General features: G+C 75.3%; 15 protein-coding genes and 2 pseudogenes. 9 read left to right on the top strand and 8 right to left on the bottom strand.

The genetic code is table 11. The annotated features are described in order from the left end of the window. Window positions 1-137: 137 nt before the first annotated feature. Window positions 138-1,553 (top strand): LuxR C-terminal-related transcriptional regulator, encoded by a 1,416-nt coding sequence (locus tag ACZ7RU_RS21925; protein WP_470342608.1) that lies wholly within the window; start codon window positions 138-140, stop codon window positions 1,551-1,553. Window positions 1,554-1,580: 27 nt separating this feature from the next. Beyond that, the gene (locus ACZ7RU_RS21920) at window positions 1,581-2,024 is read left to right on the top strand and encodes a protein-tyrosine phosphatase family protein (protein WP_470342607.1); all 444 of its coding nucleotides are present in this window, start codon (window positions 1,581-1,583) and stop codon (window positions 2,022-2,024) included. A 131-nt stretch (window positions 2,025-2,155) separates the two neighbouring features. On the opposite strand, the gene ACZ7RU_RS21915 is transcribed toward ACZ7RU_RS21920, so the two are convergent. Both ACZ7RU_RS21915 and ACZ7RU_RS21910 read right to left on the bottom strand, forming a co-directional pair. Then, entirely contained in the window at window positions 2,156-2,512 is a 357-nt protein-coding gene (locus tag ACZ7RU_RS21915) for a hypothetical protein (protein ID WP_470342606.1), read from the bottom strand. A gap of 22 nt (window positions 2,513-2,534) precedes the next feature. Beyond that, a complete protein-coding gene (locus ACZ7RU_RS21910) occupies window positions 2,535-3,419 on the bottom strand; it encodes an NmrA/HSCARG family protein (protein ID WP_470342605.1) in 885 nt (294 codons plus the stop codon). 74 nt (window positions 3,420-3,493) lie between these two features. Between ACZ7RU_RS21910 and ACZ7RU_RS21905 the strand changes: the two are divergent. Next, window positions 3,494-3,961 (top strand): annotated as a pseudogene (locus ACZ7RU_RS21905) (MarR family winged helix-turn-helix transcriptional regulator); the annotation flags it as partial. Between the two features lie 111 nt (window positions 3,962-4,072). Here ACZ7RU_RS21905 and ACZ7RU_RS21900 read toward each other — a convergent pair. The 3 genes from ACZ7RU_RS21900 to ACZ7RU_RS21890 form a co-directional block, all read right to left on the bottom strand. Next, window positions 4,073-4,834 carry a dienelactone hydrolase family protein gene (locus tag ACZ7RU_RS21900; protein ID WP_470342604.1) on the bottom strand — a complete coding sequence of 254 codons (762 nt, stop codon included), beginning with the start codon at window positions 4,832-4,834 and terminating at the stop codon, window positions 4,073-4,075. A gap of 272 nt (window positions 4,835-5,106) precedes the next feature. After that, complete coding sequence (locus ACZ7RU_RS21895; RefSeq protein ID WP_470342603.1) at window positions 5,107-5,505, bottom strand: hypothetical protein; 399 nt, start codon at window positions 5,503-5,505, stop codon at window positions 5,107-5,109. 124 nt (window positions 5,506-5,629) lie between these two features. Then, a complete protein-coding gene (locus ACZ7RU_RS21890; protein WP_470342602.1) occupies window positions 5,630-6,391 on the bottom strand; it encodes an alpha/beta fold hydrolase in 762 nt (253 codons plus the stop codon). Between the two features lie 136 nt (window positions 6,392-6,527). Here ACZ7RU_RS21890 and ACZ7RU_RS21885 point away from each other — a divergent pair, with 136 nt between their 5' ends. Then, entirely contained in the window at window positions 6,528-7,061 is a 534-nt protein-coding gene (locus ACZ7RU_RS21885; RefSeq protein WP_470342601.1) for a SigE family RNA polymerase sigma factor, read from the top strand. After that, complete coding sequence (locus tag ACZ7RU_RS21880; RefSeq protein WP_470342600.1) at window positions 7,058-8,041, top strand: hypothetical protein; 984 nt, start codon at window positions 7,058-7,060, stop codon at window positions 8,039-8,041. The genes ACZ7RU_RS21885 and ACZ7RU_RS21880 overlap by 4 nt, the downstream gene beginning before the upstream one ends. Window positions 8,042-8,098: 57 nt before the next feature. Here the strand turns inward: ACZ7RU_RS21880 and ACZ7RU_RS21875 are convergent, their stop codons facing one another. After that, window positions 8,099-9,325 carry a glycosyltransferase gene (locus ACZ7RU_RS21875; RefSeq protein WP_470342599.1) on the bottom strand — a complete coding sequence of 409 codons (1,227 nt, stop codon included), beginning with the start codon at window positions 9,323-9,325 and terminating at the stop codon, window positions 8,099-8,101. 219 nt (window positions 9,326-9,544) lie between these two features. Here ACZ7RU_RS21875 and ACZ7RU_RS21870 point away from each other — a divergent pair, with 219 nt between their 5' ends. Continuing rightward, window positions 9,545-10,348, top strand: coding sequence for a nucleotidyltransferase domain-containing protein (locus ACZ7RU_RS21870; RefSeq protein ID WP_470342598.1), 804 nt, complete (start codon window positions 9,545-9,547; stop codon window positions 10,346-10,348). 60 nt (window positions 10,349-10,408) lie between these two features. On the opposite strand, the gene ACZ7RU_RS21865 is transcribed toward ACZ7RU_RS21870, so the two are convergent. Continuing rightward, window positions 10,409-10,912: a hypothetical protein gene (locus ACZ7RU_RS21865; RefSeq protein ID WP_470342597.1), complete on the bottom strand. Its 504-nt coding sequence runs from the start codon at window positions 10,910-10,912 to the stop codon at window positions 10,409-10,411. Between the two features lie 187 nt (window positions 10,913-11,099). Between ACZ7RU_RS21865 and ACZ7RU_RS21860 the strand changes: the two genes are divergently transcribed. From ACZ7RU_RS21860 to ACZ7RU_RS21850, 3 genes and pseudogenes are all read left to right on the top strand, one after another. Next, window positions 11,100-11,765, top strand: coding sequence for a DedA family protein (locus tag ACZ7RU_RS21860; protein WP_470342596.1), 666 nt, complete (start codon window positions 11,100-11,102; stop codon window positions 11,763-11,765). Window positions 11,766-11,887: 122 nt separating this feature from the next. After that, window positions 11,888-13,051 carry a sensor histidine kinase gene (locus ACZ7RU_RS21855; protein ID WP_470342595.1) on the top strand — a complete coding sequence of 388 codons (1,164 nt, stop codon included), beginning with the start codon at window positions 11,888-11,890 and terminating at the stop codon, window positions 13,049-13,051. Beyond that, window positions 13,042-13,685, top strand: a pseudogene (locus ACZ7RU_RS21850) (response regulator transcription factor). The gene ACZ7RU_RS21855 and the pseudogene ACZ7RU_RS21850 overlap by 10 nt, the downstream one beginning before the upstream one ends. A 52-nt stretch (window positions 13,686-13,737) precedes the next feature. Here the strand turns inward: ACZ7RU_RS21850 and ACZ7RU_RS21845 are convergent. Beyond that, a complete protein-coding gene (locus tag ACZ7RU_RS21845; protein WP_470342594.1) occupies window positions 13,738-14,196 on the bottom strand; it encodes a MarR family winged helix-turn-helix transcriptional regulator in 459 nt (152 codons plus the stop codon). Window positions 14,197-14,289 lie beyond the last annotated feature (93 nt).

The raw sequence follows: 14,289 nt of genomic DNA, 5'->3' as shown, positions 1-14,289 counted from the left end.
TGGGGTTGAGGTGAGTTGGTTCCTCCGACGTCTTCCATCCTGCGGCCGGGCGGCGGCCGTTCGGCCAGCCCTTCGGACGGTTCGACCTGGCCGAACGGCCAGGCGCGGACGGCGCCGCCCGAACTAGGCTGGGCCGCATGGACGGCACGAGTGGCACCAGGAGCGCGCACGGCGGCCCGCGCGGCGGCGTGGACGGCGGCACGGACCGCGGCAGGGACGAGACCTGGCGGCGGCACTGGGGCCGCCCCGAGGACGCGCTGGCCCGGGTCGCCGAGGTGCTCCGCACGCCCCGCCCGGACCTCCTGCGGCAGCTGTCGGCGGCGCTCGACACCCTCGTCCCGCACACGGCGCTGGCGCAGCTCAGCGGCGTCTGCACGTTCAGCCCCTCGCTCGGCTACGGCCCGCCCGAGCTGACCGGGGCCATCGGCGCGCTCGACCTGTCCCGGCTGGCCGAGCGCGCGGCCGGGACGACCACGGCCGGCCGCCCCTGGCAGGGCGAGGCCGAACTCGCCGGAGGCGCCCGGCCGGTGGTGGTCACGGCGGCCTCGCCGGGCAACGGCAACGGCGCCGTCCTGGTCCTCGTCCGGGCCGACACCGGACCCGTCGCGCCCGAGGCGCTCGCCGTCCTGCAACAGCTGTGGGACCTGGTGATCGCCCACTCCGACCACCGCGCCACCGACGCCGCCCCCGCCCAGACCGCCACCTCCCGGGCCTCCGCCAACGCCCGCGCCCGGGCCATCGCCGAGTTCACCGGCACCCACAGCGCCGCGCTCACCGCGATCCTGGCGCCGCTGCGCTCGGCCGACCTGGACGACGCGACGGCCCGCCGCAGCGCCACCGAGCTGGCCGTCACCGCCCTGCTCGAACTGCGCCAGGGCGCCGACCTGGACCGCGCACTCAGCGAGAAGCCCGCCGCCGACGCCTTCGCCCGGATGGTGCGCGAGCTGCGCCCGCTGCTCCGGCACACCCGGGTCCAACTCGACGTCGCGCCCCCGGCGGAGGCCGACCGGTCCCTCCCCTCGGACGCCGCGCACACCGCCCGCGACGCCGTCCGGGCGGCCGTGCTGCTGATGCTCGAACAGGAGAAGCCGACCCGGCTGCACGTGAGCTGGCAGTTCACGGCGGACGGCCTGCTGCGCGCCGTGGTGCGCGGGGACGGACTCGGCCTGCTCACCGCCGAGGCCCTCACCGTCCACCGCACCGCCGACCGCATCGCCGCCCTCGGCGGACGGTACGGCGTCGAGGCCGTTCCCGGTTGGGGCACCACGGTGACCGTCGACCTCCCGCTCGCCCTGCCCGAACCCGCCCCCGCTCCCACCGCCGACCCCCTCGACGGCCTCCACCCTCGCGAACGGGAGGTCCTCGACCAGCTGGCGCGCGGCCGCCGCAACCGGGACATCGCGGCGGCGCTGCACATCAGCGAGTCGACGGTGAAGTTCCACGTCGCCAACATCCTCGCCAAACTCGACGTCACCTCGCGCGGCGAGGCCGCCGCCCTCGCCCACCGCGCCGGCCTGCCGCACGGCCCGGTCGGGCTGCACGCCGCCTCCTGACCCCGAACTCCCCCGAGGAAAGCCGACATGACCGACCCCACCAGCTGGGACCCGACCGTCCCCGGCATCCTGCGCCTGCCCTCCGGCCGCCTCCTGCGCGGCCGCGGCCTCAGCCGCCCCCTGCCACCGGGACCCCGACCCGACTTCGGCCTCTATCTGTTGGGCCGCCCGCCGCAACCCTTCGACTGGCCGAGCCGCTGGGTCCGCTGGCCCGACTTCCGCCTCCCCGCCGACCGCGCGGACGCCGCCGACGCCTTCCGCGAAGCCTGGGACCGTTCCCCCACCGAACGCGTCGAACTCGCCTGCGCGGGAGGGCGGGGGCGCACGGGCACCGCCCTCGCCTGCATCGCCGTCCTGGACGGCGTCCCGGCCGCGGAGGCGGTGGCGTACGTCCGGGAGCACTACAGCCGGCATGCCGTCGAAACGCCCTGGCAGCGCAAGTTCGTGGAGCGACTGGCTTCCGGCGTGTAACGGTTCAGGGATCTCGGTGGCGGACGGGATCACCGGGACGGTGACCGGACGCGCTCCGACGCGCCCTGTTCGGCGCTGCGGAGGCCGAGGTCCACGAGGCCGCCGAGGCGGGCTCGGAGGCCGTCGGCACCTCACCTCTGCCGAACGAGCGCGACGTCCGGTTCCTCCCCCGTCACCGTGAAGCGCTCCGGGGCGCCCGGCTCCTCAGGGCGCCAACCGGCGGCGAGGGCGGCGCGGATGAGGGTTGCGGCAAGGGACGGGGTGACGGGGGCGAGGTGGAAGACCTCGGCGATGCGGTCGGCGGGGGCGGTCAGCAGGATGCCGTAGTTGAGCCACGGATCGTCGAAGCGTCGGGTCAGTTCCACCTGGCGACCGGGCCGCCTGTCGGGCCGGATGCGGATCACCACGTGCTCGGCGTCGTGGAAGCGGACCACCCAGCGGTAGTCCCGGCCGTCGACGTGGATCCTGCGGGGTGTCCTGGGTGCCATCCGGGCAACGGTACGCCCCGGGTCAGAGGTCCCAGGTGCGGCCGGCCGTCCACCGCTCCACCGACTGCCAGTCGATGTCGGGGTGTGCGGCGTGCAGGGCGTCGGTGTCGATGTCGAGGCCGGGGTTCCGGAAGTAGCGGAACATCGCGGCGAGGTCCTCGGAGTAGCCGGCCACGACCGGGAGCGGCACCTCCTCGCAGCGGATGGTGCGGCCGCTCGCCGCGGTGATGGCGGCGGCGATCTGCTCGCCGGTGCACCACTGGGAGGCGATGTCGAGGCGTCGGCCCGCGTAGTCGTCGGGCCGGGTGAGGACGTGGGCGGCGAAGGCGCCGATGGTGTCGGCGGCGATCACGGGGAGCGGGACGCCGGGCGGCATGGGGAGGTGGAAGACGCCGTCGCGGAGGGACTGGAGGGTCCACTCGTTGGCGTAGTTGTCCAGGAAGGCGGCGGGGCCGAGGACGGTCCAGGGCAGGTCGAGGCCGGCCAGGTGCTGCTCGATGCGGTACTTGCTGTCGAAGTGCGGGATGCCGGTGGAGCGGTCGGCGTTGGTCGCGGAGGTGAAGACGACGTGCCGGACGGTGCCTGCGGCCCGGGCGGAGTCCAGCAGGGCGATGCCCTGGCGGACCTCGGTGTCGGGGTCGGTTCCGAACGGGGTGGACATCGCGAACAGCGCGCCGGCGCCGTCGAGGGCGGCGGCGAGCGAGGCCGGGTCGTCGAAGTCGGCCCGAACCAACTCGGCGCCGAGTTCGGCGAGTTCGGCGGCGGCGGCCGAGCCGGGGTGGCGGGTGAGGGCGCGGACGGGGCGGCCGGCGCGCAGCAGGGCGCGGGCGGTGGCACCGCCCTGGGCGCCGGTGGCTCCGGTGACGGCGACGGGGAGGGAGGCGTCCGACGTGGTTATCTGCGTCATGCAGGAAACATAGAGATAGATATCTGCGCGGCGCAAATAATTATCCGCCCGGTCCGGCCGGTTACCCTTCCCCCATGACGACGACCCGCGACGAACTGATGGCCCGGCTGTGGCCGGTCTCGCGCCGCTACCTGGCCTCGTACGTCCTGTTCAACCAGGCCGTCGCCGACCACCTGGGCATGCACCCGACCGACGTCCAGTGCCTCAACCTGCTCACCCTCGAGGACGGTCCGGTCACCACCGGCCGGATCGCCGAGCTCACCGGGCTCACCAGCGGCTCGGCCACCCGGCTGGTCGACCGGCTGGCGAAGGCCGGACTGGTCACCCGGCAACGGGACGAGGCGGACCGCCGCCGCGTGCTGGTCGTGGTCCTCCCCGAGGCGCTGGAGCGGTTCGGGGAGGTGTGGCGCGAGCTGTCCACCGACTGGGTGGCCGCCTTCGCCGAGGACAGTGAGGACGAACTCGCCTTCCTGCTACGGCACATGAACCGTACCGTCGAGCTCGGCCACCGCCAGGTCGCCCGCCTGGCGGCGATGGACTCCGGTCGGCCGAGCGACGTCGCCGAGCCAGGCGGGGCCGGTGAGGCGAGCGAGGCCGGCGAGGCGGGCAACTGTTCTACCGACGGTTGACACTGGCGGCGCCGGAGCCCGCGTTCACTGCGCCCGGCCGCCCAGATGCCGGGCCAGGAACTCTTCGGACGAGGCGAGTTCGAGCTCCGGCACGTCCAGGTGGCCGCCGGAGTTGGCGTGCAGCGTCTTCTCCCGTGACCCCAGCGCGCCGAACAGTGCGAGCGCCCCCTCGCGCGGGACCAGCTCGTCGTCCCATTGGAGGAGGAACTCCACCGGCACGCCGACCCGAGCCGCCGCCTCCGTCTGCGACGCGTGCCCCGTCAGCCCGAACACCGCGACGGCGACGCGCGGTTCGACCGCCGCCAGCGGGATGCCGATCACGCTCCCCAGCGACAGGCCCCAGAAGCCCACCGGCCCGAGGGCCGCCCCGCGATCCCCCCACTCCCCCCGCTCGACCAGCGCGTCCAGCACGGCCACCCACTCCGGCACCGCCCGCTCCGCGAGCGCCGCCGTGTGCCGCGCGACCCAGGCGCTGATCGGCCGGCCCGCCGCGATCAGCTCCCCGATCTCGGTGGCGAACCGCTCGTCCTGCGCGTTGCGGGGGCGATCCCCGTGCCCGGGCGCGTCCAGCGCCAGCGCCGCGAACCCGTGTCGCCGCACGCACCGCCGGGCCCGGTCCACCAGGCCCGGCCCCAGCTTGTGCTGGCCACCGCCGTGCCCCAGCAGCACCAACGGCCGCCCGTCGAGGGGCGGCCCGTCCGGCTGCCAGAGCACGCCGGGCACGCCGTCGAGAGTGAAGCGGCGTTCCGTCACGCCGTCCGCGCTGGATTCCGAGATGAAGTGCACCCGGCCATCATGGCTCCCGACAGGCGTTCGAGTCCCGGCTTTTCCCGTTGTGTACGGAACGGCCACGGACGGCGGCGCTCCCCGCGATCACGGAGGCCCTCCACCCGGCGGACCGGGAGAACAGTGGGACACCGTCGAGCCGCTGCTGCGGGCCCTGCGACGGCTCGGCCCGGCGGCCGCACCCGCGGTGTGGCCTGGCAGAACGGCTGACCCCGCGGGTCGAGCACGGCCACCTGGTCGCAGGCGCCGAGAAACGAAGGACGGCCGTGCCGCTACGGGAGGACGGGGTTGCCGCCCGGGTCGATCCACGGCGGTCGGCCCGGCCGGCGGCCGACGGCCCGCCAAACGGCCTGGGCAGCGGCGAACTTCACGTCGCCGGGACCGGTGTCCACCGGTGAGGTGATGATCTCGACGACGGACACGAGCAGCCCCCGGGATTCCTCCGGGAGCTGTGCGAGCGCGTACCGGACTCCTTCCAGCGCCTCCGCCAGAATCCGCTGATCACCAGCACGGCCCGCCTCTCCCGACGGCCCGTAGGAACGGGCGCGCCATCCGAACACGTCCTCACCCATCCGGATCTCGGGCACGGCTGCCGCTGCCGTCCGTACCGTCACCTGGGCGAAGCGTGCCCACCGGCTGGTCTGCCGGAGCAGCTTGTAGCTTCCTTCCACGTCTGCACGGCTCCCACCGGTGATCAGTTCCGAAGAGACCCCGGCTCTGCCGAAGCGGGGAGGTCGCCCCCCCGGCGCCCCGGCCCCGGGGCCGCCCACCGGGAGTCCGGTGGGCGGGCGGGTGTTACCGCGCGACCGGGGCCGACTCGCGGAGGAAGGCGAGGAGCAGCTCGGTGGTCTCGGCGGGGCGTTCCAGGCTGGGGAGGTGGCCGGCCCAGGGGAGTTCCTGGTGGCGGGCGTTGGGGAGGAGGGTGGGGAGGGTGGCGGCGATCTCCCGGAAGTCCGGGAAGTCGTGGGCGCCGGAGACGGCCAGGGTGGGGGCGGTGATCCGGCTGAGGTCGACGTCCTCGCGGTCGGGGCCGACCGTCGCCTCCAGCTGGACGTCGAAGGCGTGGCGCTGCATCCGGCGGACGTTCGCGCGGGTCTCCTCGTCGGCCTCCGGGCCGAGCCAGGCGTCGACGTTCAGCTCGACGGCCGCGTCGATCTCCCCGGCCTCGATCAGCTCGTCCTCGCGGCCGCCGAAGGCGCGCAGGGTGTCGCTGGGCTGGTGTCCGGGCATGCCCGCGCCGAGCAGGGCCAGCGCGGTGACCGCCTCGGGGCGCAGCGCGGCGGCCGTCAGGGCGATCCGGCCGCCGTGCGAGGCGCCGACCAGGGCGGCGGTCTCGATGCCGAGGTGGTCGAGCAGGGCCAGGACGTCCGCGGTGTCGCTGTACGGGACGTCCGAGAGCGGGGTGTCGCCGAAGCCGTGGAAGTCGCAGCGGACCACCCGGTACCCGGCGTCGATCAGCGGCTGCCACTGTGCGTCCCACATCCGACGGTCGCACACCGAGGAGTGCAGCAGAACCACGGCGGGCCCACTGCCTGCTACATCATGAGAAATGATCATCAGGCGGATGGTAGCGCCCCCGCCGCCGTTCCCCAAGCAGTTTTTGCCCGAGCAGCTTTGCCCGAGCAGTTTGATTCGCCCCACCGGTAAGCGTTTCCGGCCGCCCCCGGGCTCTGGACGGGTGAAGGAGGTGCTCATGGGAGAAGCGAAGAGTGGTCGGGACGACGGGTTCCAGGCGTTCATCGTCGCGGTCTGGCCGCGCCTGGTGCGGACGGCGTACCTGCTGGCCGGCGAACAGTACGCGGCCGAGGACCTGGTGCAGTCCACCGCCGAGAAGGCCTGCGCGGCCTGGTCGAAGGTGCGCCGGGCCGACGATCCGTACGCCTACGTGCGGCGGATCCTGGTCAACCAGCACGCCCGCCGCTGGCGCCGCCGGGCACCGGAGCTGCTGGTGGACGCGGTGCCGGACGCGGCGGGTGTGGAGGACGGCTTCGCCCGCTCCGACCAGCGCGGCGCCCTGCTGGCCGCGCTGGCCACCCTGCCGCCGCGCCAGCGCGAGGCGGTGGTGCTGCGGCACTGGGAGGACCTGAGCGACAGCCAGACGGCCGCGGCCATGGGGTGCTCGGTGGGCGCGGTGCGCAGCCACGCGGCGAAGGGCATCGCCCGGCTGCGGCAGGTCACGGCGCTGGTGGAACTCAAGGACTCGACCCGCATCGGAGGAGCGGTATGACGAACGGTACGAACCGGGAGCCGGACGGGACGGGCGCCGGCCTGGACGACGGCACGGACCTGTGGGTGGGGCTCGGCCTGGCCGAGGCGGCGGCCGGTGCGCGAGTCGGCCCGCCGCCGGTGGCGGACATCGTGGCGGGCGGGCGCCGGCTGCGGCACCGCCGCCGTACGGTGGTCGGCGCGGCGGCGCTGGCCACCGTGGTGGCGCTGACCGGCGGGGCGCTGGCGCAGCTGCGCCCGGACCCGGCGGCCGCCCGCGGGACCGGTCCGGCGGGCGTCGGCGCCGTGCTCGGACCGGCGGGCGCCCCCGTGACGAGCGCCGGCCCCGCAGCAGGCACCGCCACCGGCACCGCAGCGAGCACCGCCACCGGCACCGCGGTGCGCGACCCGCTCACCCCGGTCCGGGTGCTGCTCGGCCAGGGCCGGACCCCGGACGGCAAGCAGTGGCAGCTGTGGGAGGCGCTGTGGCCGCTGGCCCCGCAGGAGCGGGCGTTCGAGCAGGCGACGGCGGTGTGGGAGGAGCGCAGCCGGTACGACCCGGAACTCGCCAAGCCCACGGCGGAGTTCGTCCGGCAGTACTGGCAGCCGGACAGCGACGTCAGCAACGTCTACTTCACGGTGGACGGGGTGCGGCTGAGCCACGACTCCGAGGGCACCCGGACGGCCCCGGGCAGGGTCGACCCGCGCAGCAGGACCGTCTTCGGCGGCGGCCTGGTCGGCCACCGGGGCAAGGGTGACACCAAGGCCCCGCTGGACGTGGTGCTGATCTCGCTCGGCCCGGACGTCGGCCGGGTGGTGGTGACCTGGGCGGACGGCAGCACCACCGAGCCGCAGGCCGTCACGGTGGCCGACTCGCCCATCCGGGAGGTGGTGGTGGCCCGTCCGGGGACGATGCGGGCCAAGTCCTGGCAGTTCTTCGACAAGGACGGCAGGGAGCTTCCGGACGCCGGCGCGAGGTACCTCACCGAACCGGCCTCCTGAGGTGGACGGCGGGAGCGGGAGGCCGGCCCGGCCGGCCTCCCGCTCCCCGCCCGCCCCTCAGCCCAGCAGCAGCTTCGCGGCCACCGCCGCGCCGTCGGTGCGGATGTCGGCGGCGAGGGCGGCGGCGCGCTCGCGGGTGACGGGGGCGAGCGCCTCGCGCAGGGCGGCGGTGAGGGACTCGGTGGTCGGGACCGGGCCGTCGTGGGCGACGCCGACGCCCAGCGCCGCCACCCGCGAGGCCCAGTACGGCTGGTCCACGATCTGCGGGACCAGCACCTGGGGCGCGCCGGCCCGGGCGGCCGTGGTGGTGGTGCCCGCACCGCCGTGGTGGACGACGGCGGCGACCTTCGGGAACAGCGCCTGCTGGTTGACCTCGCCGATCGCGAAGCAGTCCGCGGCCCCGTCCACCTCGGCCAGTCGGGCCCAACCTCGGCCGAGCAGCACCCGGCGTCCCTGGGCCCGTACCGCCTCGACGGCGACCCGGGCTGCGCCCGCCGGGTCGCGCAGCGGCATGCTGCCGAAGCCGACGTACACCGGCGCCTCGCCGGCCGCCAGGAAGGCCGACAGGTCGGCGGGCAGCGGGCGTTCGTCCGGCAGGATCCAGGCGCCGGTCTGCACCACCTCGGGCCAACCCGCGCCGTCCCCGCCCGCGCCCGGGCTCGTCCACGGGTCGAGCAGCGGGTCGGTGGCCAGCCACGGCCGGTCGGTGAGGACGTGGTCGCGCACGTTGTCGACCTCCGGCAGACCGACCGCCGCCCGGTGGGTGTTGACCGCACCTCCGAACAGCGCGTTCATCGTCCCGATGTTGAGGTCCCACAGCTCCCGGAGGTCGGTCACCTCCGGCGGGTACGGCTGCATCGGGTACTCGAACGGCCGGTGGTGCGGGGACGGCAGCACGGTCGGCTGGAGGGCGAGGTACCGGAAGCGGGCGCCCAGTTGCTCGGCCGCCGACCGGGAGCCGGCCACCGCCGGGAACAGGCCGGTGGACACCACCGCACCGCCAGGCTCGCCCGCCGCGAGCACCGCCGCGTGGAACTGCTCCACCAGCGCGGCCGCGCGCGCGGGCAGCTCGGACGGCACCGGGGGCGGGCCGCTGACCAGCTCGCGCACCGACTGCCCGACCGGCACCAGCTCCACCCCGGCCTCGGCCAGCCGGGCCGCGAACTCCTCGTCCGGCGGCGCGCACACCCGCGCCTCGGCGCCCAGTTCCCGCAGCCGCAGCGCCAGCGCGGCCATCGGCTCGACGTCCCCGCGCGACCCGTACGTCGACAGCACCACTCGCACTCGTCACTCCCCGTTCCAGCTGATCACGTCCTTGAGCCGGTGATTCTGCGGCATCACCGGGGCCTTGCCGCAAGGCCCCCCGTGCGCTATAAGTTGAGCGTGGCGAGGAGTGGGTACACCTCCGCGAACGCCGACGCGGTTCCGGGACTCAGTTCCGAACTCCCCCTGACCGCCGGGCCCTTCCGCCTCCCTCGGCGCACCGCGTGCCAGACTCTCCCCATGCGCGCGATCATCGAGAACATGGCCGAACGACTCGCCCGCGTACCCGGCGTGGTGGGGGTGATGCTCGGCGGGAGCCGGGCCCGGGGCGAGGAACGGCCGGAGTCGGACTGGGACCTCGGGGTGTACTACCGGGGCGGCCTCGACCTCGGCGCGCTGCGGGCGCTCGCCGGGCCGGAGACGGAGGTGACCGGGCCGGGCGGCTGGGGTCCGTGGGTCAACGGCGGGGCGTGGCTGCGGGTCGACGGCGTCGCCGTGGACTGGATCCTGCGGGACCTCGACCGGGTCGGGCGGGTGTGGGCGGACTGCCGCCAGGGCCGGTACGAGGTGGGAACGCAGGCCGGCCACCCGCTCGGCTTCTGGTCGCCCTGCTATCCGGGCGAGGTCGCCCTCGGGCAGCCGTTGGCCGATCCCACCGGGGAGTTGACGCGGCTCAAGCAGCAGACCGCCGACTACCCGGAGCCGCTGCGCGAGGCGCTCACCGCGGCCGTCTGGGAGTCGGGGTTCCTGCTCGACACCGCCGCGAAGAGCGCCGCCCGCGCCGACGCCCTGCACGTCTCGCTCTGCCTGTCCCGCGCCGTCGGCGTCCTGGTCCAGGCCCTGTACGCCCACCACCGCCGCTGGTGCCTCAACGAGAAGGGCGCCCTGGCCGTGGCCGCCCGACTGCCCGACACCCCGACGGACTTCGGCCCGCGCGTCCGCGCCCTGCTCGCCGCGCCCGGCGGGTCGGCGGCCGAGCTGACGGCCACCGTCGCCCGGGCGCAGGAGCTGACCCGGGAGACCGTGGCCGCGCTGAACCGGTGAACCGGTGAGCCTTGAACCGCTGGACCGGGAGCGGGCGAACGCCAGCCCCCCTACGGGAGTTCAGTCCCCGAGCCCGGCGGCGGTGCGCGGATCGCCGCCGGCCACCACCTCGGTGGCCGCCGCCCTCACCTCCCGCACCCAGGCCCGCGCCACCTCCTCCGGCCACGCCCCGAGGCAGTCCGGGCAGCCGGCCTCGTCGACCGCCGCCACGAACCGCCGCTCCGCCTCAGTCGCCTCCGCGCCGGCCCAGCGCCAGGACGTGACGGCGGCCTCGTCGGGCGAGAGCTCTCCGGACACCAGCTCGACGGCCGTCTCGTACATCCGGCAGCGCTCCACCAACTCCGCGTCGAGGACCGGCAGGCCGAGTTCCTCCGTCGCCCGCCGCAACAGCTCCGCCAGCTCGCCCGAGCGCTCACCCCGGCCCGGCCGCCCCGCCAGCTCGCAGAGCGCGGGCGACTCCCCGCCGACGCCCCGCGCCAGCAGGTCGGCGGCGGCCATCGGCAGGTCCTCGGGGAACACCCGCCCGGCGGCGTGCCGCAGGGCCAGGGTGAATACGGCGTCCATGGGTCCATCCTGACGCCACGGCCGGCGGCCCGCCAGCGAGTTCCGGCACCCTGCGGAAAACCGCGGGTGCGACGGTACGGAAACCCGCAACCGGTTCGCCGGAAACCCGCATACCGCCGACGACCTGCGATTCCTAGCGTGGAGCCAACCGGGGACAAGCCGTCCCCCGACCACTCCGGAGCCCCGCGTGCAGCACACGATCCTCGCCGTCACCCAGCAGCCCGCCGACGGCTTCGCCGGCTGGGCGGCCGACCTGGTGGACACCATGGGCGGCCCAGGCGCCGGCCTGGCGATCGCGCTGGAGAACCTGTTCCCGCCACTGCCCAGCGAGGTGATCCTGCCGCTGACGGGCTTCGCCGCCGGGCAGGGCGTGATCAGCCTCGCCTCCGCGCTGACCTGGACCACCCTCGGTTCGGTCGCCGGGGCCGTCGTCCTGTACTGGCTGGGCGCCCTGTTCGGCCGGGAGCGGATGCACGCGATCTGGGCCCGGCTGCCACTGGTGAAGGCCTCCGACCTGGAGCGCACCGAGGCCTGGTTCGCCCGGCACGGGACGAAGGCGGTGCTGCTGGGCCGGATGGTGCCGATCTTCCGCAGCCTGATCTCGGTGCCCGCCGGGGTCGAGCGGATGCCGCTGCCGGCGTTCGTCATGCTGACCACGCTCGGCAGCCTGGTGTGGAACAGCGTGCTGGTGATGGCCGGGTTCCTGCTCGGGGACCGCTGGGACACGGTGGAGACGTACGTCGGACTGTTCTCCAAGGCGGTCCTGGTGCTGGTCGCACTGGCCGTGGCCGGGTACGTCGCGATGCGCTGGCGCGGGCGCGGCGGCGCCGCCCAGCACCGCCGCGCCCGGTGACCGTCGCGGCCCGCCGCCCGGACCCGGCCGGACCTGCGAGCCCCTCGGGCCCGGCCGGACCTGCCGGCTCCACCGCCCCCACCGGCCCGGCCGAACCTGCCGGCCCCGTAAGCTCGGACCCCGTGCAGGGGGACGGATCGGACACCACGTCATGGCCGCGCCGGGCCGCCGGAGTTCTGCTCGGCTGCCCGAGCGCCGCCCTCGCCGCGCTGTACCTCCTCCTCGCCGGCACCGCCCTCGGCCCGTTCCTGCTCTGGCCGCGCACCCGCCCGTACGCGGTGCCGAGCCTGCTGTCCGGGGTGCGCCGCCTCGCCGCGCTCGAACGGGCCCGGCGAGGCGCCTTCTTCGGCGACCGCTTCCCCCGCCACTACCGGGCGGACGACCGCAGGCTGCTGCGCTACCTGGCGGTGCGCAGTAGTGGCGGGCTGGTCGCCGGGGTGGTGCTGGGGCTGCTGGCCTTCGGGCTGGTGCTGGCCGTGCTGCTGGTCGGCGGGGTGGTGCGCGGCTCGCTGGGCTGGGAGGAGCTGGCGACCCAGGTGCTGCTGGGCGGGGTGCTGCTCTTCCTCGCCGTGCAGGGCCTGTTCTCGCTGGCCGCGCTGGACGCCCGGCTCGCCCGGGAGTGCTTCGGACCGTCCGAGGCCGAGCTGCTGCGCCGCCGGATCGCCGAACTCGCCGACAGCCGGGCCGCGGTGGTGCGGGCGGTGGACACCGAGCGGCGACGGATCGAGCGGGACCTGCACGACGGCGTGCAGCAGCGGGTGGTGGCGCTGGCGATGCTGCTCGGCCGGGCGCGGCGCGGCCTGGACCGCGACCAGGGCCCGGAGCGGACGGAGGCCCTGCTGCGCCAGGCGCACCGGGAGGCGCAGGGGGTGCTGACCGAGCTGCGCGAGGTGGCCTGGCGGGCGTACCCGTCGGCGCTGGACACCCTGGGGCTGGAGGAGGCGCTGGGCGGGGTGGCCGAACGGTGCGCCATCCCCCTGCGGCTCCGTTACGAGGTGGCCGGCCCGCTGCCCGAACCGGTGCGGACCGCGGCCTACTTCGTGGTCTCCGAGTGCGTCACCAACGCCGCCAAGCACTCCGCCGCCTCGGCGATCTCGGCCCGGGTCGAGCGGGCCGCCGGCCTGCTCACCGTACGGGTGGAGGACGACGGCGGCGGTGGCGCGGACCCGGCGGGCAGCGGCCTGACCGGCCTGCGCGGGCGGGTCGCCGCGCTGGACGGTACCCTCCACGTCCACAGCCCCGCCGGGGGCCCGACCGTCATCACCGCGGAGCTGCCATGCGCGTGACCCTCGCCGAGGACTCGACCCTGCTGCGGGAGGGCCTGGTCCGCCTGCTCGCCGAGGAGGGGCACGAGGTGCTGGCCGCGGTCGGGGACGCGACGGCGCTGACGGCGGCGGTGGCGGAGCAGCCGCCGGACGTCGTGGTGGTGGACATCCGGATGCCGCCGACCCACACCGACGAGGGGCTGCGGGCCGCGGTGGAGATCCGCGGGCGGTGGCCGGACGTCGGGGTCATGGTGCTCTCCCAGCACATCGAACGCGGTTACGCGGCGCAGCTGTTGGCCGCCGGCGCGGAGCGGGTCGGGTACCTGCTCAAGGACCGGGTGGCCGAGGTCGACGAGTTCCTGGACGCACTGGTGCGGGTCGCGGCGGGCGGCGCGGTGATCGACCCGGAGGTGGTGCGGCAGCTGGTGGTGCGCACCACCCGCACCGACCCGCTGGCCCGGCTCACCCCGCGCGAGCGCAGCGTGCTGGAGGCGCTCGCGCAGGGCTTCACCAACGCGGCGATCGCCCAGCGGCTGCACGTCTCGTCGAGCGCGGTGGAGAAAAACCTCAACGCCGTCTTCGACAAGCTGGAGCTGCCCGCACCACCGACTACAACCGCCGGATCCTGGCGGTCCTGCGCTACCTCGGCGGGTAGGGCCGGGTAGGGCCGGGTAGGGCGGGTAGACGCCCCCGGGGACACCTTGCCCTCAGTGGTGCCAGGCCTGCCCGCCCGTGTTGTGGATGAACCGCTGGAGGACCTTGAGCGTGGCCAGGTACTCCTCGTCGGAGATGCCCGCGTGGCGCTCGGCCCACAGCTCGTCCTGGAGGGCGGCCGCCTTGTCGAAGAACGCCCGGCCCTCGGGGGTGAGGTCGAGCCGGCCCCCGGCGGACTCGGTGACCCAGCCGCGCTCGACCGTCCCGTCGATCTCGGCGGCCAGGGCCTCCGGCCCGGTGTCCAGGTAGTCGCGCAGGACGGCGGAGACGTCGTCCCGGGTCCGCGGCTGCTCGGCCCGGGCGAGCTGGGCGAGCACCCACCACTGCGGCTGGGTGGTGCCCAGCTCGGCCAGCGCACCGCGGGTGCGGCTGACGACGGCCTTGTAGGCCGCCCAACTCCAGTAGCCGATCGGCTGCTTGACCAGTTCGGCGTCGCTGTGCGAGTACTCCATGGCCTGGACCTTCCCCGTCCTCGTCGACCGCCTTGCCGGCGGCCGCTCCGATGCGGACGACGATAGGAGTTCAAGTCGACTTGAGGTCAAGCG

The organism is Kitasatospora sp. NPDC114501 (assembly GCF_055633695.1).
The sequence above is the reverse complement of the archived record's forward strand: the minus strand, read 5'-3'. Positions and strand labels throughout refer to the sequence as shown.

Coding starts and splice junctions, on each gene's coding strand:
- ACZ7RU_RS21925 (WP_470342608.1), top strand. CDS start 138: ATGGACGGCACGAGTGGCACCAGGAGCGCGCACGGCGGCCCGCGCGGC.
- ACZ7RU_RS21920 (WP_470342607.1), top strand. CDS start 1,581: ATGACCGACCCCACCAGCTGGGACCCGACCGTCCCCGGCATCCTGCGC.
- ACZ7RU_RS21915 (WP_470342606.1), bottom strand. CDS start 2,512: ATGGCACCCAGGACACCCCGCAGGATCCACGTCGACGGCCGGGACTAC.
- ACZ7RU_RS21910 (WP_470342605.1), bottom strand. CDS start 3,419: ATGACGCAGATAACCACGTCGGACGCCTCCCTCCCCGTCGCCGTCACC.
- ACZ7RU_RS21890 (WP_470342602.1), bottom strand. CDS start 6,391: ATGATCATTTCTCATGATGTAGCAGGCAGTGGGCCCGCCGTGGTTCTG.
- ACZ7RU_RS21885 (WP_470342601.1), top strand. CDS start 6,528: ATGGGAGAAGCGAAGAGTGGTCGGGACGACGGGTTCCAGGCGTTCATC.
- ACZ7RU_RS21880 (WP_470342600.1), top strand. CDS start 7,058: ATGACGAACGGTACGAACCGGGAGCCGGACGGGACGGGCGCCGGCCTG.
- ACZ7RU_RS21870 (WP_470342598.1), top strand. CDS start 9,545: ATGCGCGCGATCATCGAGAACATGGCCGAACGACTCGCCCGCGTACCC.
- ACZ7RU_RS21865 (WP_470342597.1), bottom strand. CDS start 10,912: ATGGACGCCGTATTCACCCTGGCCCTGCGGCACGCCGCCGGGCGGGTG.
- ACZ7RU_RS21845 (WP_470342594.1), bottom strand. CDS start 14,196: ATGGAGTACTCGCACAGCGACGCCGAACTGGTCAAGCAGCCGATCGGC.